19 protein-coding genes are annotated in these 22,659 nt (G+C 66.0%); 11 read left to right on the top strand and 8 right to left on the bottom strand.

What is annotated here, in order from left to right:
* The first annotated feature begins 1,524 nt into the window (after positions 1–1,524).
* The gene (locus QH470_RS15970; protein WP_280273151.1) at positions 1,525–2,034 is read left to right on the top strand and encodes a hypothetical protein; all 510 of its coding nucleotides are present in this window, start codon (positions 1,525–1,527) and stop codon (positions 2,032–2,034) included.
* Complete coding sequence (locus tag QH470_RS15965) at positions 2,031–2,378, top strand: hypothetical protein (RefSeq protein ID WP_280273150.1); 348 nt, start codon at positions 2,031–2,033, stop codon at positions 2,376–2,378. Before QH470_RS15970 ends, QH470_RS15965 begins: the two co-directional genes overlap by 4 nt.
* A gap of 23 nt (positions 2,379–2,401) precedes the next feature.
* Here QH470_RS15965 and QH470_RS15960 read toward each other — a convergent pair whose 3' ends face one another.
* The 3 genes from QH470_RS15960 to QH470_RS38230 all read right to left on the bottom strand — a co-directional run bounded on the left by QH470_RS15960 (position 2,402) and on the right by QH470_RS38230 (position 5,677).
* Positions 2,402–4,675, bottom strand: coding sequence for a hypothetical protein (locus QH470_RS15960; protein WP_280273149.1), 2,274 nt, complete (start codon positions 4,673–4,675; stop codon positions 2,402–2,404).
* Between the two features lie 101 nt (positions 4,676–4,776).
* Positions 4,777–5,112 (bottom strand): hypothetical protein, encoded by a 336-nt coding sequence (locus QH470_RS15955; protein ID WP_280273148.1) that lies wholly within the window; start codon positions 5,110–5,112, stop codon positions 4,777–4,779.
* 145 nt (positions 5,113–5,257) lie between these two features.
* Entirely contained in the window at positions 5,258–5,677 is a 420-nt protein-coding gene (locus QH470_RS38230; RefSeq protein WP_425302681.1) for a LysR family transcriptional regulator, read from the bottom strand.
* Positions 5,678–5,981: 304 nt separating this feature from the next.
* On the opposite strand from QH470_RS38230, the gene QH470_RS15950 reads away from it, so the two are divergent.
* The 4 genes from QH470_RS15950 (at position 5,982) to QH470_RS15935 (ending at position 11,716) form a co-directional block, all read left to right on the top strand.
* Entirely contained in the window at positions 5,982–7,082 is a 1,101-nt protein-coding gene (locus tag QH470_RS15950; RefSeq protein ID WP_280273147.1) for a 3-oxoacyl-ACP synthase III family protein, read from the top strand.
* Positions 7,083–7,226: 144 nt separating this feature from the next.
* Entirely contained in the window at positions 7,227–9,824 is a 2,598-nt protein-coding gene (locus QH470_RS15945; RefSeq protein ID WP_280273146.1) for a LuxR C-terminal-related transcriptional regulator, read from the top strand.
* 282 nt (positions 9,825–10,106) lie between these two features.
* Positions 10,107–10,904 carry an SAM-dependent methyltransferase gene (locus tag QH470_RS15940; RefSeq protein WP_280273145.1) on the top strand — a complete coding sequence of 266 codons (798 nt, stop codon included), beginning with the start codon at positions 10,107–10,109 and terminating at the stop codon, positions 10,902–10,904.
* A gap of 104 nt (positions 10,905–11,008) precedes the next feature.
* The gene (locus QH470_RS15935; RefSeq protein WP_280273144.1) at positions 11,009–11,716 is read left to right on the top strand and encodes a TetR/AcrR family transcriptional regulator; all 708 of its coding nucleotides are present in this window, start codon (positions 11,009–11,011) and stop codon (positions 11,714–11,716) included.
* On the opposite strand, the gene QH470_RS15930 is transcribed toward QH470_RS15935, so the two are convergent.
* Complete coding sequence (locus QH470_RS15930) at positions 11,693–12,559, bottom strand: NmrA/HSCARG family protein (RefSeq protein ID WP_280273143.1); 867 nt, start codon at positions 12,557–12,559, stop codon at positions 11,693–11,695. The two genes, QH470_RS15935 and QH470_RS15930, sit on opposite strands and share 24 nt — an antisense overlap.
* A gap of 110 nt (positions 12,560–12,669) precedes the next feature.
* On the opposite strand from QH470_RS15930, the gene QH470_RS15925 reads away from it, so the two are divergent.
* Positions 12,670–13,242 (top strand): TetR/AcrR family transcriptional regulator, encoded by a 573-nt coding sequence (locus QH470_RS15925; RefSeq protein WP_280273142.1) that lies wholly within the window; start codon positions 12,670–12,672, stop codon positions 13,240–13,242.
* Between the two features lie 5 nt (positions 13,243–13,247).
* On the opposite strand, the gene QH470_RS15920 is transcribed toward QH470_RS15925, so the two are convergent.
* Positions 13,248–15,209, bottom strand: coding sequence for a glycosyltransferase family 39 protein (locus QH470_RS15920; RefSeq protein WP_280273141.1), 1,962 nt, complete (start codon positions 15,207–15,209; stop codon positions 13,248–13,250).
* Between the two features lie 241 nt (positions 15,210–15,450).
* On the opposite strand from QH470_RS15920, the gene QH470_RS15915 reads away from it, so the two are divergent.
* Together QH470_RS15915 and QH470_RS15910 are read left to right on the top strand one after the other, a co-directional pair.
* On the top strand, positions 15,451–16,779 hold the full coding sequence (locus QH470_RS15915; protein WP_280273140.1) for a bifunctional o-acetylhomoserine/o-acetylserine sulfhydrylase: 1,329 nt from the start codon (positions 15,451–15,453) through the stop codon (positions 16,777–16,779).
* Positions 16,780–17,037: 258 nt separating this feature from the next.
* Positions 17,038–17,898: a helix-turn-helix domain-containing protein gene (locus QH470_RS15910; RefSeq protein ID WP_280273139.1), complete on the top strand. Its 861-nt coding sequence runs from the start codon at positions 17,038–17,040 to the stop codon at positions 17,896–17,898.
* Positions 17,899–17,910: 12 nt separating this feature from the next.
* On the opposite strand, the gene QH470_RS15905 is transcribed toward QH470_RS15910, so the two are convergent.
* Together QH470_RS15905 and QH470_RS15900 are read right to left on the bottom strand one after the other, a co-directional pair.
* Entirely contained in the window at positions 17,911–18,747 is an 837-nt protein-coding gene (locus QH470_RS15905; protein WP_280273138.1) for an ABC transporter permease, read from the bottom strand.
* Positions 18,744–19,565 carry an ABC transporter permease gene (locus tag QH470_RS15900; RefSeq protein ID WP_280273137.1) on the bottom strand — a complete coding sequence of 274 codons (822 nt, stop codon included), beginning with the start codon at positions 19,563–19,565 and terminating at the stop codon, positions 18,744–18,746. Before QH470_RS15900 ends, QH470_RS15905 begins: the two co-directional genes overlap by 4 nt.
* Before the next feature lie 224 nt (positions 19,566–19,789).
* Here QH470_RS15900 and QH470_RS15895 point away from each other — a divergent pair, with 224 nt between their 5' ends.
* Together QH470_RS15895 and QH470_RS15890 are read left to right on the top strand one after the other, a co-directional pair.
* Positions 19,790–20,302 (top strand): peroxynitrite isomerase, encoded by a 513-nt coding sequence (locus QH470_RS15895; protein WP_425302679.1) that lies wholly within the window; start codon positions 19,790–19,792, stop codon positions 20,300–20,302.
* A 174-nt stretch (positions 20,303–20,476) separates the two neighbouring features.
* Positions 20,477–20,632 (top strand): hypothetical protein, encoded by a 156-nt coding sequence (locus QH470_RS15890; RefSeq protein WP_280273135.1) that lies wholly within the window; start codon positions 20,477–20,479, stop codon positions 20,630–20,632.
* Between the two features lie 157 nt (positions 20,633–20,789).
* Here QH470_RS15890 and QH470_RS15885 read toward each other — a convergent pair whose 3' ends face one another.
* The gene (locus tag QH470_RS15885) at positions 20,790–22,622 is read right to left on the bottom strand and encodes a penicillin-binding transpeptidase domain-containing protein (RefSeq protein ID WP_280273134.1); all 1,833 of its coding nucleotides are present in this window, start codon (positions 22,620–22,622) and stop codon (positions 20,790–20,792) included.
* Positions 22,623–22,659: the final 37 nt, after the last annotated feature.

The following is a 22,659-nucleotide window of genomic DNA, read 5'->3' as shown; positions in this document are numbered from 1 at the left end:
TTGCTTATTTGGCCCCTTTGTTGCTTTTGCATTTGGGGGTCCGGCCGTTTTCTTTGCGTGTCTTTCCGAGCGTGGTGCTGCTGGTAAGTTGTGATGGGTTGTGCTTGGTTGTTCTTGTTCAGCGACTGAACCCACACCCGGCCACTGGGTGGGGCAGGGGCTGGGCAACTGGGCGGGGCAGGGGTACAGGCACTGGGCGGGGCTGGGGCACGCACACGGACCCGGGCCGGGGCGCGGGCGCCGGCGCCGGCACAAGCAACAACTCAGGCATCGGCACGGGCACCAGCACGGACACGGGCACTAGCACGGGCAACAACTCAGGTACGGGCGCAGACAACGGCTCAGGTACGAATACAGAAACCAACACCTCCGATACGGGACGCTCCGGTGCGGACACCTCGGATATGGGGAACTCGGGCGCGGACAATGTCGGATCAAATCGACTCGACCCGAGCGAATTCCCGGAAGGAGAAGGGCCCAGCTCTCCGAGCGGACCGGACGGCGTCACGACCGCAGCCCCAGCCGCCTCCGCCGCAGGAGTCATTGGAGACGTGATGAGCTCTCTCCTCATGGCCGGCATCATTTCCTCGATCGCCGCAAACAACGCAGATGACGACGAGAGCGACTCCCATGAAGACAGGCCCGACGGTCCACCACCCGCCGCACCACCTCCTGCACCGAACTCGCCTCCGAATAGTCAGCCTGCTCCGGATAAGCCGACAGAGAAACGCGAGACCGATGCAGATGGCGAACCTTCGGAAGAAGATGCCCTCTCAACACAGGACGAACCCCATGCCGACAGCGAATCACCAGGAGAAGGCGAACCTCCGACAGAGGACCAGCCCCTCGTCGAGAGCGAATCGTCAGGAGAAGGCGAACCCGCAACGGAGGACAAACCTCACGTCGACAGCGACCCGTCAGGAGATGGCCGACCCGCAACGGAGGATCGACCCGAGAATGGCGGTGTCTGGAACTACGGGCCCTAGAGTGTCCGGCCCACAGCTCCATCGCGCCAAAGGTCGAGCTTCAGCGTGAGTACCATCGTGACCTATTTCGTCCGCATCTACGTGCAACCCGATCACCGCATCGACCAGGACGAAGCGGACCGGATGCTCGACTACATGCTGATTCCCGACGGCGCGAGGGGACGAGGAGGTTCGTATCACGTCTCGGTCCATCGCAGGATCGGAGCGGGTGGACGCTTTGTAGATCTACAGCACGGAAACGGGACCGGTGTGGCGGACTTCATGCACGACTTCTTCGACCGCACCCGTCACCTTGCCGCGTGGGTAAGGCTCGCGGGAAGAGGCTCTCGGTGTCGACCGAATCCGGTTCCGCTGGCGCGGGCTAATAGTGCACCAGGCCCAGTGGCGCCTCGACGAGGTGAATGGCTTCTCGTGGGAATATACAGCTCCGGTCGAGCGAGCACACCCCTCGAATAGAATTCTTCTCGCAGTTCCACCGCTCGCGTGATCTGCATCGGCACAGCGCGTCCGATATTCTCGACTCTGGGAAATCTGCGATATGTGGTGGATAATCGAACCATCGCCGGAGGAAGAAGGCGAGATGCAGAAGTGCGGCAGGTCGATCCCGACGCGTCCCGCACATATTCGCCTCGGGTATGCGCACTCGGGCGACGCCCGGTCGGCGCCCCGCCTGGTGGAAGTTTTGTCGAGCATCGGAGACGCAGTAGCGATGACGGAGAACTGGGGTCGCCATATGCACCCCGACACGGTAGCGGCACTGGAGTCCGGGCGGAATCTGGTCCACATTATCTATGACATGCTCGAGGAAGTCGACAGAGTTCGCGCCCGGCGTCCCTCCCCCTCGTCGCGGGTAATTCCGGAAATCGACGGAATAGGCAGGATGACGGACTTGTACATCGCACCCGGCACGATCGCGAGCTTCATGAACAGCCAGGAGTTGGTAGACGAGATCATGGCCGCTATCCGGGACAGCACCGCAGACGCGTTGCGGCAGCACGAGATTATCGTCCAGGGGACGGTGTGGCCGGATATACCATCACCGCGATGAATCGGGACACGGTGGAGAGCAGCGAAGCCGGGGCGCCTGATCGGCGCAACGCTATCTACGAGGTTTTCAACCCGGACTATTCCGTTGGCGCAGCCTGTGATCACAACGGCATGATCGTCGGTTTGCATGTGGGCGAGGAAGTGCGGCAGAACACTGATGATTGGCTCGCCGACGAGCTGCTTCGGGTTGCACGGCTGGCACATCTGAAATCCCAGGTCGGTCGGCGCGCGGAGTTGCTGCACAACGGCGCTTCGCCCGATGTCGCCGACGACCTGGGCCTGCCGACGGAGGCCGCGTACATCCTGCGGGAGAAGATCGAGTTCGGTACGGACTACTGGTCGTGAATCAGCGCACCGCCCAACGGGATTCAGACCCGCGGCGGGCCGCTCAGATGCGCCATGCTCACGACAGGTGGCGGTGATGCCGTAGCACCGGAGGCGCCGGTATCGGAACGGACATCCAGACCTGTCGGGTGAGAGTAACCGGTGAAATTTCCGTACTTCTCGATCATCGGCGGTTTGTTGGGATCCAAAGGGACAAGCTGACCGTTGTCCAGAATGTTCAAGCCGTTCTCGTTCTTGACGATCAGCGCACTGTGCCTCTCCCACTGCACGACGTCGCCGGACTGCAAATGTGCGACATCATTGACCGTCGCCCACGGGTGATCCCCTGTCGGTTCGCCCGCGGTTCCCGCATAGGCGGCCACCGCGTCGGTTCCAGCGTTCTGCGTCTGCCGGTGCAAAGCTTCCGCGACCGGTTGGGGTACCTGCACGGTCGAGTTGCCGATCGGAAAGTCGACCATTCGTCCCGGGATTGTCACCGGCGGCGGGGTACCCGCGTACGCGGGCGGCGTCACGCCGGGCGGAGGCGTTGGCGCACCGGCACCGGTGGTGGCCACCGACGCGGCAGCCTGCCGATCACGACGCCGATCGTCGCGCGCATCCCGATCCCGGTCGCCTTTGTCGTCAGCACCCTGGTTCGCAGTTTGCGCGGCGTTCATCGCCATCATCGGCCCGATCATGTCACCGAGCCCGTTGCCGGCGGGGGCCGCGGCAGTCGGCGGCGCCGGGGAAGTCGGCACAGCTGTGGCACCGCCGGTCACCGATCGTGGACTCGCCCCGTCACCGATGCTGTCCTCAGCCGCCGAATCGTCCGAGAGAGTCGCTGTGTCAGAGGAATCCGCGAGCAAGTCGTCATCTATGGCACCGACATCTTCGTTTCCGAGCGTCTCCACTTGTGTGGTGTCCTCGCTCACGGTCGGAGCGCCGTCGGTGTTTGTGTCGGCCGGTGGTGTTTCGGCAGCCTGCGCCTGCGCTGCCTGCTGAGCGGCCTGCGCTTGTGCTACCTGCTGAGCCGCCTGCGCCTGCGCTACCTGCTGAGCCGCCTGCGCCTGCGCGGCGGCCTTCTCCGCCGCAGCCGCCCTCTCCGCCGCCGCTTTCTCTGCCGCCGCCTTCTCCGCCGCGGTCTTCTCTGCCGCAGTCTTCTCCGCCGCAGTCGCAGCCGCAGCCTTCTCCGCATCGCTCTGCGGGGGCCGAAGGGCCGGCGGAAGTTGTTCGATCTGCCTGGTGTACTCGGTGAGGTCGTCGACACAGCCTTGGACCGCCTGCGCCATAACTTTATACAAAGGCAATTCGATAATCTGTTCCGCAGAGAGTGATGACAACGCCGGCGTCCCGGAAAAATCCGGCAGTGGCATAGTGGCCATTGTTTCTTTCATGGTCACGTGGGATTTACGCACTCTGTCATACATCTTCTGATATGTCGTCAGGTTCCAATTCGAAACCTTATCGACCAGTTTATCGAAATCCTTCTCCTGAGTTTTCAACAATCCTGCGAGTGCATTCAGCTTCAAATTCGCAGAATTAGCTTGATCCTGCGTCACTCCGACACCCAGAGTCGTCGCGTAAAAATTCTCCGCGAGATTGTCGTCACCCAGGTCTCCGAGATTCACCAGAAAAGCTGGCTTTCCAGGCTTCGCCTTCCCCAGCTGATCGGCAATATCGACCAGCTGGACATTGAATGCCGAGACGGCATTCCGATAGCCGGGCGAACCGACACCTGGCGGGATTCGAAACTCCAAGGGAAAATCTTTTATATTGGCGCCCGCCGGGATCTTGAAGTCATACCCCTCAAATACTCGAGCATCCACATGCTCGATAGGCTCGTAATACCACAAAACCTGCTCATTGGGCGGTCGGCCACCATCCCACGCCGCAGGATCTGCTATCGGATGCTTCAGGGCAATGAGCTCGCCGTTGTTTGTGAGTACGAACTGCTGAGCCCCCTTCTTCTCGTTGTTCGGATCCTGCCAATCATGAAACCACGCACCCCCCTTACTTCCGCCCGATTTATCCGCCGCCAGCTCCGAATCGACGGTCTTCCCATCGTCATCGACGAGTTGGAGTTGCTGTTGTTTGTCCGCCTTACCGACTTCATCCTCGAATTTTACTTTGGTGGCACCGCTACCATCCTCTCCCCAACTTCTCACCTCTTTGCCGGTTGGTACATGTTCGACAATCAAACGACCACTGCGCAGAACCATTCTGTACTCACCATTCTTGGAGTACATCTCCTGTCCTGCTGCGAGTTCCTGTTCCCGATTGATGACAGGCGGCGGAATGGGATTAGGCGGAGTGCCCATCGCTACAATCCCTGATCACCGGTGCGGCACGCAGATACCTGCGCGCCCCGTCCAGACATTATGAATACCACTGATACGCCACCACCAATCGCACTGCCGAATCATGCCTCCGGGATCGCCCTTCGCACTGCTGCGGCACCCTCGGCATCCGCGGCCTCGAACGTTTCGGCAGCGGCATAGCGGCCATCGCGCATGGCGATTCTGCCGTCTCCCACCGCGTTGTAGCCGCTACTACGCTCCAGAAGGTACTCCCGGACGTACATGCGGAATGGGTTAGCCGCCTTACCGAACATGTTCTCGAATTCGGCCTCCCACACGGGATCCCCCGCTGCCTGCTCATACGCCGGTCCGCTCCCAGCCCGATCGACATCGCCTTGTTTCCGCATATCCTGCGGATCCTGCATAAATTCCTCGGCCATATCGACGAACTCCTCCATACGTGCCGGCGCCCTCGGCCTTCGTTCCAAGTCCACCATGGACAATCACCGCGATCATGTGCCAGGTGAGTCACAATGGGCTCGGCGCATGCTTCCGGTCTGTGATAGGTAGCGGTGCCGACAGGCAATTCCGCGAGCCGGCGGGTCAGGCTGCAGGTCGTCCGCTCGGATCCGGGTCCGGCGACGACGCTTCGGCTGTTGCGGAGTCGTCGGACGCGGGCGGCGACGTCGGTTCGGCGCTGTTCCGCAACTCCTCGAGCGTGGCCAGAACCCGTCGAGCGTGTACAACGACTCGTTGCCCGGCCGGGGTCAGAGTCACCCTTCGGCTGGTGCGGTCGAAGAGCCGAACACCCAGTTGGCGTTCGAGCCGTTGGATCTGTCTGCCGAAGTGACCTGCCGAGACGTAGTGGAGCTGCGATGCCCGCCCGAAATGCAGTTCCTCGGACAAAGTGACGACCCAGCGGAGTGACTCGATCTCCACAGCTTCCTCCCATCGGCTGAGCCAGCAGCACGAACCTGCTTTCCTGCGCACCCGAAAATGGACCGGCACCCCACAAGCTCGCATCGGTAAGTTGCCGAAGGCATACGCATCCGTGCTACCTAACGCCGCTCCAGGGAGGTGATGTCGTGAGGCGTGCGTAGTCACGGTCGGCAACACCCCCATGGGCCCCTGATGATCGCAATAGTGACCGAACAGACCGATCTGTTAGCAGTCGCACGGCTATTCGTCAAGTCTGCGCGCCTTTCGCATCATGTCGCGATCGAGAAATGGTTCCAACCAGTCTGCATGGTTTCATCACTGTGATTGCTCATGTGATCCATCGAGCGCCGGCGATGCCCGGCTTTATCCACCGAGTTCGGAGTACACAGTGAAGGCACGTATCGTCGGCACCGGCGCGTCGGTTCCGCCTTTGGTTATCGATAACGATCGACTGCTCGAAATCTTTCCGGGTCCGAAGAAGAAACATTGGACTGCGGCGGAATTCGAGCAGAAGACGGGCATCCGGGAGCGCCGGTTCTTCTTCGATATCGATAATCGGACCGGTCGGGCAGTGGTACCGGCGGGGTACGGTCGACCGCCTGGCCCAGCCGGGACCCTTGCGGAACGGGCACTCATTGAAGCGTTGGAGCGCGCAGGCATCGAACCGGATAGGCTCGATGGACTGGTCTACGGCACGTGCACGCCGGACCTGCTGCATTTCGGCAGCGACGCGCAGATGATTCACCACCGCCTGGGCATGCGGACAGATGCGACGGTGCTGCAGGTGGACGTCGGCTGCGGGGGCGCCGCATTTTGTTTACAGTGGGCCAAAGAGCTCTTGATAGGGGGGAAACGGCAGCACATCGCCGTTGTCGTCACTCATGCGATGTCACCGCTCTACGACCGAACAGTTTATGCGGGAGCGATCCCGTTCGACGGCGGTGAGGTGGAGGCGTTTCTCACGCCTTTACTCTTCGGTGACGGGGCTGGTGCGGTCGTCTTGGAGGCGGTGGGCGACGATAGTTGTTCAGATATGGTTTCTTCCCTCACCGTCAATGAGTATTTCGAGATCGCTTCGATGGCAGGAGGCGGAAATCTGCGGCCGGCCGGGATGCCCGGTACGTTACCGGGCGACCATGCGTTCCACGTCGTCGGAAAACGGGTAGCGGAAGCGTATGTGCCCGTGCTGAAGAAAGCCATCGATCACGTAGTCGGTGGCGCTCGCGTGAGTCTGGACGATATGACGCGGATTTTCGTACATCAGGCCAATCTTCGCCTGATCGAGAAGCTCGCAGCCGCGACGGGTATCGAATCAGAACGCATGCCGACGAACGTGGACCGATATGGAAACACCTCCGCGGCGAGCGTTTTGATACTCCTCGCGGAGGAGGTACGTGCGGGTCGTGTTGTACTCGGCAGCGGCGACCCGGTCGTCATCGCGACAATAGGCGCGAACTTCCAATACGGTGCACACGTGATTCGTTTGTAACGGGGCTGCGGGCCGGCTACGGCGCCGACCCGGCACACGGATCGCTGCAATCGGTCATGTCGACGGCCCGGTAACTATATGATTTACTTTCAGAGCGCATCGATCGACATGTGGTGAAGCGCTTTCTGTAGGAAGTACGGTCATATGGTGTATTCTCGGCGCCCGAAACGGGTCGGCGGCGCTCCATCACCCGCCCCCGGTTTCTTCGGGCGCGATCGTGAACTGGAAGATATCAGCGCTCTTCTTCTGACGCCGGCGCGGATGATCACTCTCGTCGGTGTGGGTGGTATCGGGAAAACCCGCCTGGCCGCCGAGACCGTGAACCGGTTCCGGAACCAGGCGCGAGTGTGCTGGGTGCGGCTGTCGCGTCTGGCGGCAGGCTCGGATGTGGTCACTGTCGCGGAAGAGGCCGCGCACACTGTGGTCCCCTCCGATTACTCCGGGCGAACGGCAGAAGAGGCACTGGTCGATACGTTCACCCGCGTCGACTCGAACGGGCGAGTGCCGCGAACCATCCTGGTACTCGACAACTGTGAACACGTCCTCGCCGGAGCTGCTCGCCTCAGCGCTGACCTCCTCGACTCCATCCCGGGGTTGACCATCCTGGCGACCAGCCGCGAAGCCCTGGGCTGGAGCGACGAACACCTGATCACCGTGCCGCCACTGCCGCACCGACACGCGCTGACGCTCTTTCGCTATCGGGCCGAGCTCACCGGCCGAACCATCTCAGGAGCGGACGAGCCCACGGCGACAGCGATCTGTCGCCGCATCAACAACCACCCGCTGTATATCCAACTGGCAGCTGCACGATTGCGATATCAGCCGTTGACGATGGTCCTGCAGGGGCTCACCGGCCACGACGACGACGCGCGATTGCACTGGTCGCGTGGGCCGGCCGAAGGAACCGAATCGCGGCATCGAGCGGTCACCGACGTCATCGCTTGGTCGTACAACCTGTGTAGCGACAAAGAGCGTCTACTCTTCGACCGGCTGTCGGTTTTCGCCGCGGGCTATGCCGCCAATCCCGAAGATATCGACGGCGACGGTTTTCGGGACGGCGGAGCCTCTCTCGATGCGATACAGGAAATCTGTGCCGACGACTCGTACGCCTGCGACGAAAATAGCGCCCTCGGTGTCGGCAGCAATTCCGATGTGACCCTGGAGCGCCGCGAGATCGAGCGTCTGCTCGAACGACTCGTAGATAAATCGCTGGTCTCGGTCCATATGACGCCCAGCACCGTACGGTATTCGATGCTGGAGAGCCTGCGCGTATTCGCCCAGCAGCGGCTCCGCAAGCGTTCCACCGCAGCAATCGATGAGCCCAGCCGGCTTGCCGGACAACATCGCCGCTATTACCGCGACAAAGTCGTAAACGCGGCGGCGACCTGGCTCGGCCCCGCCGAGCACGACCTGCTGGCCGAGACTCGGGCGGCATGGGACAACATCTTGACTGCGATCGAGACCAGCATCGATACCCCGGAAGAAGCGGTGATCGGGCTGGAAATCTGTACCGCGCTACTCACCCTGCGACTGCCTCTGTTCACCGGCTCATTCCGCGAGATGCGCCTGTGGACCGAGCGCGCGCTGCGAGCAAGTCGAGGACTGACGCCGCAAACCGCCGAACTCCGAATCGGGGCCATGGCCTTGCTTGTATGGGTCACCCTGTGCCAGGGAGAGTCCTACGACGCCGAAGCGTTGCTGGGAGACTGTATCTTCACCAGTCTCCGCGAAACCGGCAGTGGGAGCGTGTGCACACCGGCAGAGCCCGAGACCGACGTCGGACTACCGGCCGCCGTCGAACTGGCATGGGGCACCGAATTGCTGTTGGCCCGCAGTGACGCACGAGCCGTCACCGTCCTCGGGCGCGCTCGACGAAAGTTCTCCGAAACCGGCGATCCGAGAGGCGAGGCCATGAGCCGCGCATTCGAAGTACTGGCGGCTTGTCTGCTGGGACCGCCCGAACAAGCGTTGAAACTCTCGCACGACAGCCTCGAACGGGCCACCGCGTCAGGGGCGGCGTGGCTCACATCCTGGGCTCATATGAGCTGGTCGATCGCCTTGACGAAGAACGGCGATCCCACCGAGGCACTGCTGTTCCAACGGCGGGCGCTGACCTACCTACTTTCCGCGGGCGATCCTTGGACCAGTCTGTGGGCAGCTCAGTTGCGAGCGTGGTCGCTGGCTCGAATGATCGATGACTCGATCACCGACAGCAGCACCAGCCGTGCCCAGCTCGTGGCCTGGGCCACCGAAATCGCCCAACTCAGCGGAGGTCTCGAAGTACAGCGGGAAGTGATCGGAATCCACATCGAGAAGTTGAGACCGTTCGCGACCGAGTCCGCCAAGGCTATTGTGACAGCCCAGAAAATCTTGGGCTCCGAGGCCTACGCCGAAGCGAAAGCCCAAGGCGCGCGCCTTCGTCCCGAATCGAACGAGGTGCAACATCTGGCATTGGGCACATACACCATAAGCAGATCCGATGCCGTCGAGACGAGATCGCTATGGCATCAGCTTACCCGCGCCGAAAGAGAAGTCGCTGTCCTGGCGGCGGCGGGATGGAGCAACAGAGCCATCGCCACCCGCCGCGGAAAATCGACCAGAACGATCGATTCCCAATTGGCCTCGGTTCTTCGAAAACTGGCAATATCGTCACGGGACGACATCATCGGCCACATACCCAAAGACACGATCGCGCGAGTCCGCAGCGAATACACGGCCGCTTCCTCCGGCAACGTGCGCTGACAGTCGACAGGCAACCGCGGAGGTCGTGCGCCCGCCGTCGTGTCGAGCCGACGTTCGATGGAGCGATCGAGCCGAAAGCATCGGTTTCCGGGCCGGAATCCGTCGCCGCGGGTTTGCTGATCCGCGTCGTGCGCGCCCCGGGCAACCGACAGCTAACGGTCCGCGATCCGCTGTCGACCCGCGTCGAATCTTGTACTGTCACTGGACAGATCAGATAACGACCCCGTTCGTGCCTCCCGCGCGGCGGCACGGTTCCGGGACCTCGACGAGGAGCCGACCCATATGCCGACAGGGCACAACACCGAGATCCGCACCGACATACCGCATTCCGCCCGGATCTGGAACTACTGGATGGGCGGTAAGGACAATTACGACATCGATCGCGAGGTCGGCGACGCCAGCCTGCAGATCGACCCCGACATCGGCACCATGGCGACCGAGAGCCGGCGTTTCCTCATCCGCGCGGTCACCCACCTGGCGCAGGACGTCGGCATCCGGCAGTTCCTCGACATCGGCACCGGGCTGCCCACCATGCAGAACACCCACCAGGTGGCCCAGAGTATCGTCCCGGATGCCCGAATCGTCTACGTGGACAACGACCCTCTGGTTCTCACTCACGCGCGGGCATTGCTGACCAGCACGACCCACGAGGGCGTCACCACCTACATCGAGTCCGACTTCCACGAGCCGGAGCAGATCGTCGCCGACGCCAAGAACATCCTGAACTTCACCCAGCCGATCGGCGTGATGTTCATGGGCGTGCTCGGGCACGCCCGCACCTACGACGACCTGCTGCGCATCGTCCACACCGTGCTGGACTCGGTACCTTCCGGCAGTCACCTGGTGTACTGGGACGGCACCGTGGACAGCCCCACCTACGTGGCGATGTGTGAGGAATACGCGAAATCCGGTGGTGCGCCGTACTATCCGCGCACCCAGGAGCAACTGCGCGCGGTCTTCGAGGGCTACGAACTGCTCGAGCCGGGCTTCGGGAAGATCACCCACTGGCGTCGGCCCGAGCACGAACTGGCCGGTCTGCGCGATATCGCCGCCTACGGCGGGGTGGCGCGGAAGCCCTGACCTCGCCCGACGACCCGGCGGGGCCGGCTTCGGCCGCCTTCGAGAACGCGGCGAATCACCCGGCCGTCTCCGACCCCGCCGGGCCGCTGACCTAGCATCGAGGCGTGGCAGCCGCAGACGTTCCCCCCGAACCGGCCGCCGGGACACCGTCCCCGGGCGAGCCGGTTTCCGCCGCTCGCCCGCGCCGCTCGAAGAAGGCCGAGGCGCAGCGACGCGGCCGCAGCCGCACGCCGCGACTCTCCTACGACGACTGGGTCGACGGCGCACTCGCACTGCTGGCCCGAGAGGGCGTGGGCGCCATCAGGATTCCGCGGCTGTGCAGCGAACTGGGGGTGACGAAGGGCAGCTTCTACTGGCATTTCGACGACATCCGGCAGCTGATGGAGGCCATGGCCGACCGATGGAGCGCCGTGCAGGCCGACGCCGTCCGCGCGCTCGGCGCCGTCGACTCCATCCCCGTCGAGCAGCGCATCGAGAACATGACATCGCTGCTGGTCGACCAGAGCACCTGGATCGTCGAGGCCACCGTCCGCGAGTGGGCGCGCAACGATCCGAAGGTGGCGGGCGCGGTCCGGGCCCTGGAACGCAAGATCTTCGACATCGTCGAACAGACCATGCTGGAACTCGGCTTCGACGAGACGCAGGCCCGGCTGCGCGCCGGGACCATGGTCTATCTGGGCATCGGCCTGATCCACGGCCGGGGCAGCCTGCCCACCCCGACCACCGAAGAGGCGAAGGCGGTCATCGATCTGCTCACCACGCCGTCGCGAACCGACGGACCCCCTCGCTCATCCCAGGAACGGCCGGAGTAGTTGCGCGCCTCGGTGTTTCAGCCAGTCCCGGAGGGTCATCAGGCCGGGGTGCAGTCGGCGCAGTTCGGCGATGTCCACGTCGATGTCGTCGAGGGCGCCGCTGTTGATGAGTTCGTAGCCGCGGGCGAAGCGCTCGTTGATGCGGCGTAGTTCCTCGATGGGCCGCTGGATGTAGGGAATGGTCCGCCCCACGGCCGCGCTCATCTCCGCGGCGACCTCGGGCGGCGTCAGCGCGTCGCCGACCAATTCGAGTGTCCTGCCGCGGAATTCGCCGGGTCGCGCCAGGGCGAGGGCCGCGAAGGCACCGATGTCGTCGAGGGCGATGAACTGCTGGCGCACGTGCGGGGCCGCGGCGGTGCGCAACGCACCGTCTCGCACTCCGACGGTGGCCGACTGCGTGACGAAATTCTCCATGAACGAGCTCGGCCGCAGAATCGTCACCGGCACACCGATTTCGGCGAGATACCGCTCCACCTCCCACTTGGCCTCCTGCCCGCCCCGGTCGGCCGCCAGGCCTGAGCTGTAGACCAGATGCGCCACACCATGTTTCAGCGCGGCATCGGCAATGCCCTTGCCCGACTTGGCCTCGTCCCGGTCCGGCGTCAGGGGGCCGGGATGCACGCTGAAGACGCCGTACGCGCCGGCCACCCCACGTTCTATCGCCGCCGGGTCTTCCAGCGAGCCCGCGACTATCTCGGCTCCCGCCGCCGCCAGCGCCCGCGCCGCGGCGCCGGCCGGGTTCCGGGTCAGCGCACGCACCCGCCACCCGTCCTCGAGGAGCCGGTACGCGACGGCTCCGCCCTGCTGCCCGGTCGCGCCGGTGACGAAAACAACCTGGTCCACTGCGGTTCCTCCTCGGCTTGCCGCCCTGCGAAATAATCGGAGAATTCTCTCCGATTGGCACTATACGGAGAGATCTCTCCGCTTCGCAATACCGCAGGTACGATCGACGCGTGGTCGACCAAGCTGCCCAGGCCTCCAAACCGATGCGCGCGGACGCTCGCCGCAATCGCGACCTGGTGCTGGCCACCGCCCGCGACATGCTCTCCGCCGAGGGTCTTTCGGTGTCCTTCGACGAGATCGCGCGCCGCGCCGGAGTCGGCGTCGGCACCGTCTACCGGCACTTCCCCACCCGGGAGGCCCTGTACGAGGCGGTGCTGCGCGGCCGCCTCGAGCAGTTCGTCGAGGACGCGCAAGGCCTAGCGGCGGCCGAAGCCGACCCGGGCCGGACCTTCCTCGACTACTTCACTCGACTGGTCGGCGAGGTAGCGCTGAATCAGGCACTCTGCGAGACGCTGGAGACGGGCACGGAAGCCGTTGTCTCCGAAGAGGTTCGGGATCAATTCCGCGCACAGTTCGACACCTTGCTCCGGCGCGCCCAGCACGCCGGCACGGTCCGTTCCGACCTCGATACCGCCGACGCCATGGATCTCCTCGTCGGCGCCGCCACCGCGGAACGCCGCGCCCACCGCCGCGGCGCCCCGAACCACGCCCTCACGGTCGTGCTGGCCGGCCTCCGCCCGTAGCCGCCTCAGTGCGGCGCGGCGGTGAGGTCGTAGACGGCCAGTCCGTTCATGTGCTGGGCGGTGTAGTGCTGGGATACCCAGTTGTAGATGTCGGTGTCGCCGACCGGATGCCATAGCTCGGCAACTGGATCTCCCTGCGCAACTGAGGATTCGGGTGGCGGCGCGGTCCGCCACGAATCGGGCAACCGCACCTCCGGGGCGAGGTAGTAGGTGACGCGGTGCTCGCGCACGAGGTCCTGGAACTGCGGCAGGGTCGGCACGGGGTCCGCAGAGGTGAAGCCGCCGAGGGCGATGACCGCTGTGCGACTTGCCAATTCGAGCCCGGCGGCGGGAGAGGAGCGGTCGATCGCGGCCGACCACTGCGTGGTGGTCGCTCGCAGCATGGCGATGAGCCGAGGATCGGTGTCGCCGTCGCCACGGAACGCGCTCATGGCGCCCCGGAAAGGCGAAGCGTTACCTGATGGTTCGGCGTGGGCCGGGCCGACGGACGGGCTTCCCCCGGTGTGTGATTGCGGCAGTGTGGCCGCCGCGTACGCGGTCGACCCGGCCAGGCTCGCGATCACGCCGGCCGCCAGCAGCATGGCGACGACACCACGCGGTACCCGCCGCGCTGCCACCGGAACCAGCGTCGTCAGCAGTCCGAGCACGACCGCCACCGCCGCCACCAGAACCACCCAGCGCAACCACGGCTGCCACCCGCCGTTGCGCTGCAACACCACGAAGGCCCACACACCACCCGCGAGAACCAGTGCGGCGCCACCGATCCGGCCGAACGCGGTGCCCCGCCGCTGCCAGACCTCGTGTACGCCGAGCGCGAAACAACCCGCGACAGCGGGCGCGATCGCCAGCGTGTAATAGGCGTGCATGCCGCCCCGCATCGTGGCGAACGCGACCCCGTCCACGAGCAGCCACAGCCCGAACAGCAAAGCCGCGCAACGCATTGGATCGGTACGCGGCGACCGGCCCCGGGATACCAGCACCAGCCCGAAGGCGACCACAGCGGCGGGGAGCAGCCAGGAGATCTCGAAACCGATCTCCCCGGTGAACAGGCGCGTAGGCCCGGCACCGGACCCGAATCCGCCCGGCCCGCCGAGATGCGGCATCTCGTACCCCGCCGGCAGTTCGAAGGGCCTGCGCCCCCGGTGCGAACGTCCGAGGATGCGCTCGAATCCGTTGTAGCCCAACACCAGATCCATGAACGTGTTGTTCCGTGAGCCCGCCAGATACGGCCGCTCCGACACCGGCCACAGCATAGTCAGCAACACGTACCACCCGGCGGAGACGACCAGCGCGGCGGCGGCAGTGAGCAAGTGCAGCAACCGTTTTCCCAGCGTCGTCGGCGCGGCCAGCAGATACACCGGTGCCAGCGCGGGCAGCACCATCAGTCCCTCGAGCATCTTGGCCAGGAACGCGAAACCCAGTGCCACCCCGGCGGCCGCCAGCCAGCGCACGTCCGCCCGCGGCAGCGCGCGGACCACGCAGTACGCCCCGGCGGTCATCAGCAGCACCATCACGGCGTCGGGATTGTCGAACCGGAACATCAACGCCGCCACCGGCGTCACCGCGAAGACCAGCCCCGCCAGCAGCCCGGCGCCGCGAGCGCCGGTGACCCGCGTGACCATCCCGTACAGCAGCGCCACGGTCGCCACCGCCATCAGCGCCTGCGGCGCCAGCATGCTCGCACTGCCGAAACCGAACAGCTGCCCCGACAAACCCATCACCCACTGCGACACCGGCGGCTTGTCGACGGTGATGAAATTGCCCGGATCCAGCGATCCGAACAGCAGGGACTCCCAGTTCCGCGACCCCGCCCACGCGGCCGCGGCGTAGAACCCGTTGCCCATGCCGTTGACGCCGATGTTCCACAGGTACGCCGCCGCGGTCACGCCGAGCAGGGCCGCCAGGGCCAGGCGATCCCGGCGGCGGGCGGGCGGCGGTTCGGGGAACACGGTCGCGGTCACAGTCACCGCGGGAGTCTCCCAATCCGAGCGGTGAGAAGCCTGGCCGATTCCTGGGAACCTGCTGCGAACCGGCGACACGCCCGCACGAACCCGCGACACGCACGTGGAGTTCGAATCCAGCCGATTCAAACAATGCCGCCGGTCGGCGAGATGTAGTTCCGTTCATGCCGTATCGACAGGGACGCGGGCGGCGAGCCGAGGCCGCACGCCCGCTCGACATCCGTATCCACACCGCCAGGAGACCCCGATGACCGACCCCGCCGCACCGGCCGACCCGTCCCAGAACTGGACCTTCGAAACCAAGCAGGTCCATGTGGGCCAGGTGCCCGACGGCACCACCAACGCCCGCGCCCTGCCGATCTACCAGACCACCTCCTACACCTTCCGCGACACCGACCACGCCGCGGCGCTGTTCGGTCTCACCGAGCCCGGCTACATCTACACCCGCATCATCAACCCGACCCAGGACGCCGTGGAGCAGCGGATCGCGGCGCTGGAAGGCGGAGTCGCCGCGCTGTTGCTGGCCTCCGGACAAGCGGCGGAGACCTTCGCGATCCTCAATATCGCGAACGCGGGCGACCACATCGTCTCCAGCCCGCGGCTGTACGGCGGCACCTACAACCTCTTCCACTACACGCTGCCGAAGCTGGGGGTCGAGGTCAGCTTCGTCGAGGACCCGGACGACCTCGAGCAGTGGCGCGCGGCGATCCGCCCGAACACCAAGGCGCTGTACGGCGAGACGGTCTCCAACCCGCAGAACCACATTTTCGACATCCCCGGCATCGCGGAGGTCGCGCACGCCGCGGGGCTGCCGCTGATCGTCGACAACACCGTGCCCACCCCGTACCTGATCCAGCCGCTGCGGCACGGCGCGGACATCGTGGTGCACTCGGCCACGAAGTACCTCGGCGGCCACGGCGCGGCCATCGGCGGCGTGATCATCGACGGCGGCACCTTCGACTGGACGGTCACCGACGCCGACGGCAAGTCCCGCTTCCCCGGCTTCACCACGCCCGACCCCAGCTACCACGGCGTGGTGTTCGCCGAACTGGGCGCGCCCGCCTTCGCGCTCAAGGCCCGGGTGCAGCTGCTGCGCGACCTCGGCGCGGCGATCTCGCCGTTCAACGCGTTCCTGATCAGCCAGGGCCTGGAAACCCTCAGCCTGCGGGTGGAGCGGCACGTGCAGAACGCCCAGGCCGTGGCCGAATTCCTCACCGAGCGAACGGAAGTCACCTCGGTGTCGTATGCCGGACTGCCGTCGTCGCCGTGGTACGAGCGCGGAAAGCAGCTGGCGCCCAAGGGAACCGGCGCGATCATCGGCTTCGAGCTGGCCGGCGGCGTCGACGCGGGCAAGAAGTTCGTGGACGCGCTGACCCTGCACAGCCACGTCGCCAATATCGGTGACGTCCGCTCGCTGGTCATCCACCCCGCCTCGACCACGCACTCCCAGTTGACCCCCGAGGAGCAGCTGGCCTCCGGCGTCACCCCGGGCCTGGTCCGCCTCGCCGTCGGCATCGAGGGCCTCGACGACATCCTCGAGGACCTGCGCACCGGTTTCGCCGCCGCTGCGGAATAGCCTCGCCCACAAGCCTTTTCGGCGCACCACCGAGCCGGCTCGACCTCACCCACCGAGTCGGCTCGGACCGTTGCCCCGTCATCAGGCTTGCCTCGAACCGTCGCCCCGCCACCAGCTTTTCCGGTGGCGGGGCATCTTTCGCGGGCGCAATGGTTATGCTCGAGCTCGACAAGGGCCCGGCGCGGCAAGCCGACAGTGCCGCTCGGGCGTACGCGAAGGCCACAACAGAGGCGGCACGTTCAGAGGAGAACGGGCACGATGGCAGGCAAGCGGACGGTGTTGACGGTCCAGCTCAGGCGATTGGCCGCACTTCTACAGGAGATGCGCGAGAACGCCGGGATCAGCAAGGAGGTCGTCAGCGCCCGCACCGGCATCAACGTCACCACGCTGTACCGCATCGAGACGGCGCAGGCGCGACCGCAGCGCCGCACTCTGATGGCGATGCTGGACCTGTACGGCATCGAGGAATCGCAGCGGTCGGACGCGCTGCAACTGCTCCAAGAGGCGCAAAAGCCCGGCATGTCACGGCCGTTCGAGGCGGCGGTCTCGGAGGTGTACGCCGCCTACATCAACTTCGAGACCGAGGCGCTCTCGGCCCGGCTGTTCCAGACGTCGTTCATCCCCGGACTCCTGCAAACCGAGCAGTATGCGTGGGCGGTGCTGGATACCGCGATGCCCAAGGTCGAGACCGCGGTGATCGAACAGCGCCTGCGCGCCCGCTTCGAACGCGCCAAGCTGCTCGCCAAGGAGGAGCCACTGGAGCTGTGGGTGGTGCTGGACGAGGCGGCGATCCGGCGCGTCGTCGGCGGCCGCGAGGTGATGCGGGGCCAGCTACTGCGACTGGTCGAGGAAGCGGAGAAGCGCAACGTCATCCTGCAGGTGCTGCCGTTCGACGCGGGCGCGCACCCGGCGATGGTCGGCTCCTTCGTCGTCCTGGACTTCCACGACCCCGCCGACCCCGAACTCGTGTACGTCGAGGGCATCGCCGGCGACGATATCGTGGAGGGCCACAACGAGATCCGCCGCTTCGGCGTGATGTTCGACCAACTCCGCGCCATGGCCCTGAGCCCCCGCGATTCCACCAACCTGGTAGCCCGAGTAGCCGACGACTTGCGATAGACCCGGCCGGAACTACCGCCGGCTCGCGCGCGTGTAGCCCAGGACGGCGGGCACCGCGAACACCACCATCGCACCCGCCGACCACGCGACCGTCGCCAGCAACGGCCCCCGCACCGGACCTCCCAGCGACAGCCCGCGCATGGCGTCGACCGCGTACGACATCGGCGAGTGCCCCACAATCGGTTTCGCCCACGCGGGATAGGCCGCCAGCGGCACGAACCCGGTGGAGAAGAACATCAGCAGCGACGATCCCAGCGAAATCGCCTCCACCAGCGCGGGTTTGGCGGTGTAGGACGCCACGGCGGTGACCATGGTCGCGAAACCGAGACCGTACATCAGCGGCACCCCCACCAGCGCCACCGCGGCCGGAAGTCCTTGGCGGAACCGGAATCCCAGCAGCAGGCCGACGCCGAACAGCACCAGCGTGCACGCCAGGATGCGCGCACCCTCGGCGAGAATGCGCGCCAGCAATCCCGACGCGCGGTGCACCGGCAGCACCCAGAACCGCGCCAGCAGACCGTCATCGCGCTCGCGGCCGAGCGTGATCGCCCCGGCCAGCGAGCCCGACATGACCGACACCAGCGTCACCATCGGCACCGAGCCGTACAGCGCGTCCGCCCCCGAGAACGCCGAAATCTGCCGTCCCAGCACGGTATTCAGCATCACCAGCAACAAGGCCGGGAACAGCAGCGACTGCGCCATCGTCAGGGGGTCGCGGCGCCAGCGGACCAGCAGCCGCCGCGTCTGCACGACCGTCTGCGGCAGCAGCAGCCGCCATGTCTCGGTCGGAAACGCGACCACCGGTAACTCGGTGGCCGACCCCGGCCGCACGTCCGCGCTCGTCGTCATCGCTGCCTCCGAACCGCCACCAGCACCGAAGCGCCGCCGAACGCGACCAGGCCGGCCAGCGTCCAACCCAGCCCCGGCCCCGCCGACGCCCAGTTCGCCACCCCGGCCCGTCCGGAACGGTCACCCGCCAGCACCCGCAGCGTGCCCACGAACTGCGACACCGGCTGATCACGCGCGAAGCCCCGGATCCAGTCCGGGAACTGGCTCGCCGGCGCGAACCCGGTGGACACCATGCCGAGGATCAGTTGCGGCAGCACCAGCACCTGCGTCGTCGCCTCCGGACTCTTCGACAGCGCGCCCAGCAGATCGCCGAGCTGGCACATCATCAGCCCGAGCAGCATGGCGAAACACAGAAACGCGGCGGTCTGTCCGGCACCGCCGTAGAACCGGAACCCGATCGCGTAGCCGCACACCACCGCCGCCGCGAGCGCGATCGCGACCCGGTACAGCGCCGCCGCGGTCCGGGCCACCAGCGGCGCGGCCGCGGGCATCGGCATCGTCGCGAATCGCGTGTCCAGACCGTCGCGCGCGTCGGTGGCCGACCGGAACGCCGCCGCGGTGCCGCAGAACGCCACCGCCTGCATCACGATCATCGGCATCAGGAATTGCGCATAACTGCTGAGTCCGTGCCCGGCGAAGTTCATCACCCGATCCAGCGGCACATAGAACCCGACCGTGAACACGGCCGGGGACAGCAGCGCCGTCAGCACCTCGCCGTTGCGCAGCGAGGGCCGCACCAGGCGTATCGCCAGTACCCAGCACTGCCGCAGCGCCGAACGCCGCGGTGGCTCGGTTCGCGTCGTCACATCGATCCCCATCCCCTCCCACCTCCCCGCGCCGACGGCAGCTCGTCTCATCTCACCAGACATACGGCCGGAAACGCGGACATCGTTCGACCCCACTGTTTCCGCGCGGCGTGTCCTGCAGAGCGATCCGTGTTCGCGCAGTTGGGCTGCGTGCGGGTGCGAGGTGTCAAGCGGGGTCACCGGCATTCGACCCGAACCAGCGCGTCGTCCGCGCGCCACCGCGGCCCGCGGCCACTATGCTGACCGCCGTGCTCGAACCCCAGCCGGCCGTCGCGCCCCATCCCGATATCGCCCACCTCGCCCCGCTCCTGGGCGTCTGGCGCGGCTCCGGCCACGGGGAGTATCCGACGATCGAGGCGTTCGACTACCACGAGGAAGTCCACTTCGGTCATGTCGGCCGCCCGTTCCTCACCTACCGCCAGCGCACCCGGCACGCCGAGGACGGCCGTTCGCTGCACGCCGAGACCGGCTACCTGCGCTGCGCCGGACCGGATCGCATCGAGCTGATTCTCGCCCACCCGACCGGGATCACCGAGATCTGCGAGGGCAGCGTCGACGTCGCCGACGGCGGCCTGCACCTGGAACTGGACTCGACCCAGATCGGCCGCACCACCACCGCGAAGCTGGTGACCGCGCTCGGCCGCTCGATCCGATTGTCGGGCGACACCATCGATTACACCCTGCGGATGGCCGCCGCCGGACAGCCGAAACAGCATCATCTCGCCGCCAGTCTGCGCCGGGCCGAATAACAAAAAGGTCACCGACACGCCCGTGACCTGCAGCGCGATTTTCGAGACCTGTGCTATTGCGCACCGAGGGGTTGTCTAGGAGATTGCTCGCGTTCTACCGTCGGTCCAGTCGGCAAAGTCGGCGACCAATAGTTCGAGCCCATTGGATCTCGCTCACCCTCAAGGGAGAAGACCATGAAGCGTTCGACGCTCACCCTCATCACCGCGGGAATGCTCCTAGCCGGCACCGGTGCCGTGGAACTGCTCGGGGACGCCTCCGCCGGAGCCACCTACCCCGTCGAGAACGCCGCCTCGACGGTCACGAGCGGAATGGAGGTGCACTCGCCATAAACCACAGCCGAACACGTTCTCTGCGACCGGACGACCGGATGCCTTACCTAGCCGGGCATCCGGTCGTCGTCGTTTGCCAGGAGTTTTCCGGAACGCTGTGGGAAATGTGCTCCACGGCGAGAGAGATTGCGACCCAATTCGTTCGAGACCGCGAATGTCATGCGGTGCCCGGCGGCAGTGCGGCCAGCATGTCGCGGGTGACGGCGACCGCGTTGTCCGAACTCCCGCCGCGCACCAGCAGGGTCGCGAAGGCGAGGTCGCCGCGGTAGCCGATGAACCACGAATGCGAGCCGCCGTCGACTTCCGCCTCACCGGTCTTGCCGTACACCTCGCCCTGATCGGCGATCCGCTCGGCGGTACCTCCGGTCACCACCTTGCGCATCATCATGCGCAGGCCCTCGGCCACCTTCGGGGACAAGGCCGGGCGGTCGCCGTCCACCTTGGTCTCGTATCCCGCGATCAGATAGGGCGTGGGCGCGGAGCCGTGCGCGACGGTCGCGGCGACGAGCGCCATCCCGAACGGGCTCGCCACCACCTTGCCCTGGCCGATGCCGTTCTCGGTGCGCTGCACCTGCTCCTTCGCCGCGGGCACCGACCCGGACACCGTCGGCAACCCGACCACCGTGTAATCCGGGCCGATCCCGAATCGGGCCGCCGCGTCGGTCAGCGCGTCCGCGGACAGTTCGCTGGCGATCTTGGCGAACGCGGTGTTGCAGGATCGCTCGTACGCGGTCGCCATCGGCACGTCACCGATGGTGAACAGCTCATAGTTCGGGATGGTGCGCTCGCCGATCACGATTCGGCTCGGGCACGGCACCACCGTCTCCGGAGTCGCGGTGCCCTCCGCCATCGCCGCGGCCGCCGTCACCGTCTTGAAGGTGGAGCCCGGCGGATACAACCCCGACGTCGCGACCGGGCCGTCGGCGTCGGCCGCGCGGTTCTGAGCCACCGCGAGAACGGCGCCCGTGGACGGCTGCAGCACCACCATCATGGCCTGCTCGGTCCGCACATCGACGGCCCGCTGCGCGGCGTTCTGCACATTGCGGTCGATGCTCAGCGAGAACGACGGCGCGGGCTGCGGGTCCACCTCGTGCAGCACGTCGACATCGGCGCCGTTGGTGTTCATGGTGACCACGGACCAGCCCGCCTTGCCGTCGACCTCGTCGGCGACGGTCTTGCGGATCTGCGTCATCAGATCCGGGGCGAAATGGCGGTCGACGGCGACCAGGTCCGCCTGCTCACCGGCGCGCACGCCGGGTAGCCCGATCAACTCGTCGTGAACCTGATCGAACTCCCAATCAGTCAGCGCCGCAACGGTATACGCGCCCGGACTCTTGCCCGCGGCGGTGCGGATGGCGTCCGCGGTGAGGGCTTCGTCGAACGGGTGCAGGGCATCGGAGAGGGCCGCAGCGACGTAACCCGGGTCCGGCGCGGCGCTCGCGGTGAACGAAATCGGATGCACCGTACCGGGTATCAGCACATCGCTGCCGGAGCGTTCGTTGACGCGGGCGCGCGGTGCGGGGGTGGCGCGCAACTCCATGGTCTGGGTGTCACCGAGTTTGGGATGAATGTCCGATGCCGTCCAGCGCACCTGCCAGCGGCCGTCGCTGCGGCCCATCTGCAGCTGTCCGGTGTAGGTCCAGATCCGGTTCTTCGGCAACCGCCACCGGTAGGTGTAGTCGACGGTGGCGGTGTCGCCGGTGACCCGGGCGTCGCCGGTGTGCGCGGTCAGCTCCTCGGCCTGCAGCTTGTCCCATGCCGAAGCCAGTGCGGCACTTGCCTTGTCGGGTTGGTTGGTGAGTTTCCCGGCGCCTGCCGGATCGTGCCGGGCGACCGCCGCCAGGAAGTCGTCGGCCGCGGGAACCGGGCCCTGCGAGCCGGAACCGCAGCCGCTCGCCGCCAGCACGAGCGCGACGGCCGACAGCAGTACGGCCGTGCGTCTTCGCGGCGCGAGGCCGCGCCCCACACAACGTCTTTCGGGTGTCGACATCGACAGCGATGGTAGTCAGCAGACCACGCGCCACCGG

This window comes from Nocardia wallacei, from assembly GCF_029868745.1.
GTDB lineage: Bacteria > Actinomycetota > Actinomycetes > Mycobacteriales > Mycobacteriaceae > Nocardia > Nocardia wallacei_B.
The sequence above is the reverse complement of the archived record's forward strand: the minus strand, read 5'-3'. Positions and strand labels throughout refer to the sequence as shown.

Excerpts from the sequence above, each read along its gene's own strand:
- QH470_RS15895 (WP_425302679.1), top strand. The coding sequence starts at position 19,790 with ATGCTGACCGCCGTGCTCGAACCCCAGCCGGCCGTCGCGCCCCATCCC.
- QH470_RS15965 (WP_280273150.1), top strand. The coding sequence starts at position 2,031 with ATGAATCGGGACACGGTGGAGAGCAGCGAAGCCGGGGCGCCTGATCGG.
- QH470_RS15900 (WP_280273137.1), bottom strand. The coding sequence starts at position 19,565 with ATGGGGATCGATGTGACGACGCGAACCGAGCCACCGCGGCGTTCGGCG.
- QH470_RS38230 (WP_425302681.1), bottom strand. The coding sequence starts at position 5,677 with ATGCGAGCTTGTGGGGTGCCGGTCCATTTTCGGGTGCGCAGGAAAGCA.
- QH470_RS15905 (WP_280273138.1), bottom strand. The coding sequence starts at position 18,747 with ATGACGACGAGCGCGGACGTGCGGCCGGGGTCGGCCACCGAGTTACCG.
- QH470_RS15970 (WP_280273151.1), top strand. The coding sequence starts at position 1,525 with ATGTGGTGGATAATCGAACCATCGCCGGAGGAAGAAGGCGAGATGCAG.
- QH470_RS15890 (WP_280273135.1), top strand. The coding sequence starts at position 20,477 with ATGAAGCGTTCGACGCTCACCCTCATCACCGCGGGAATGCTCCTAGCC.
- QH470_RS15940 (WP_280273145.1), top strand. The coding sequence starts at position 10,107 with ATGCCGACAGGGCACAACACCGAGATCCGCACCGACATACCGCATTCC.
- QH470_RS15910 (WP_280273139.1), top strand. The coding sequence starts at position 17,038 with ATGGCAGGCAAGCGGACGGTGTTGACGGTCCAGCTCAGGCGATTGGCC.
- QH470_RS15885 (WP_280273134.1), bottom strand. The coding sequence starts at position 22,622 with ATGTCGACACCCGAAAGACGTTGTGTGGGGCGCGGCCTCGCGCCGCGA.
- QH470_RS15945 (WP_280273146.1), top strand. The coding sequence starts at position 7,227 with ATGGTGTATTCTCGGCGCCCGAAACGGGTCGGCGGCGCTCCATCACCC.
- QH470_RS15915 (WP_280273140.1), top strand. The coding sequence starts at position 15,451 with ATGACCGACCCCGCCGCACCGGCCGACCCGTCCCAGAACTGGACCTTC.
- QH470_RS15955 (WP_280273148.1), bottom strand. The coding sequence starts at position 5,112 with ATGGAGGAGTTCGTCGATATGGCCGAGGAATTTATGCAGGATCCGCAG.
- QH470_RS15960 (WP_280273149.1), bottom strand. The coding sequence starts at position 4,675 with ATGGGCACTCCGCCTAATCCCATTCCGCCGCCTGTCATCAATCGGGAA.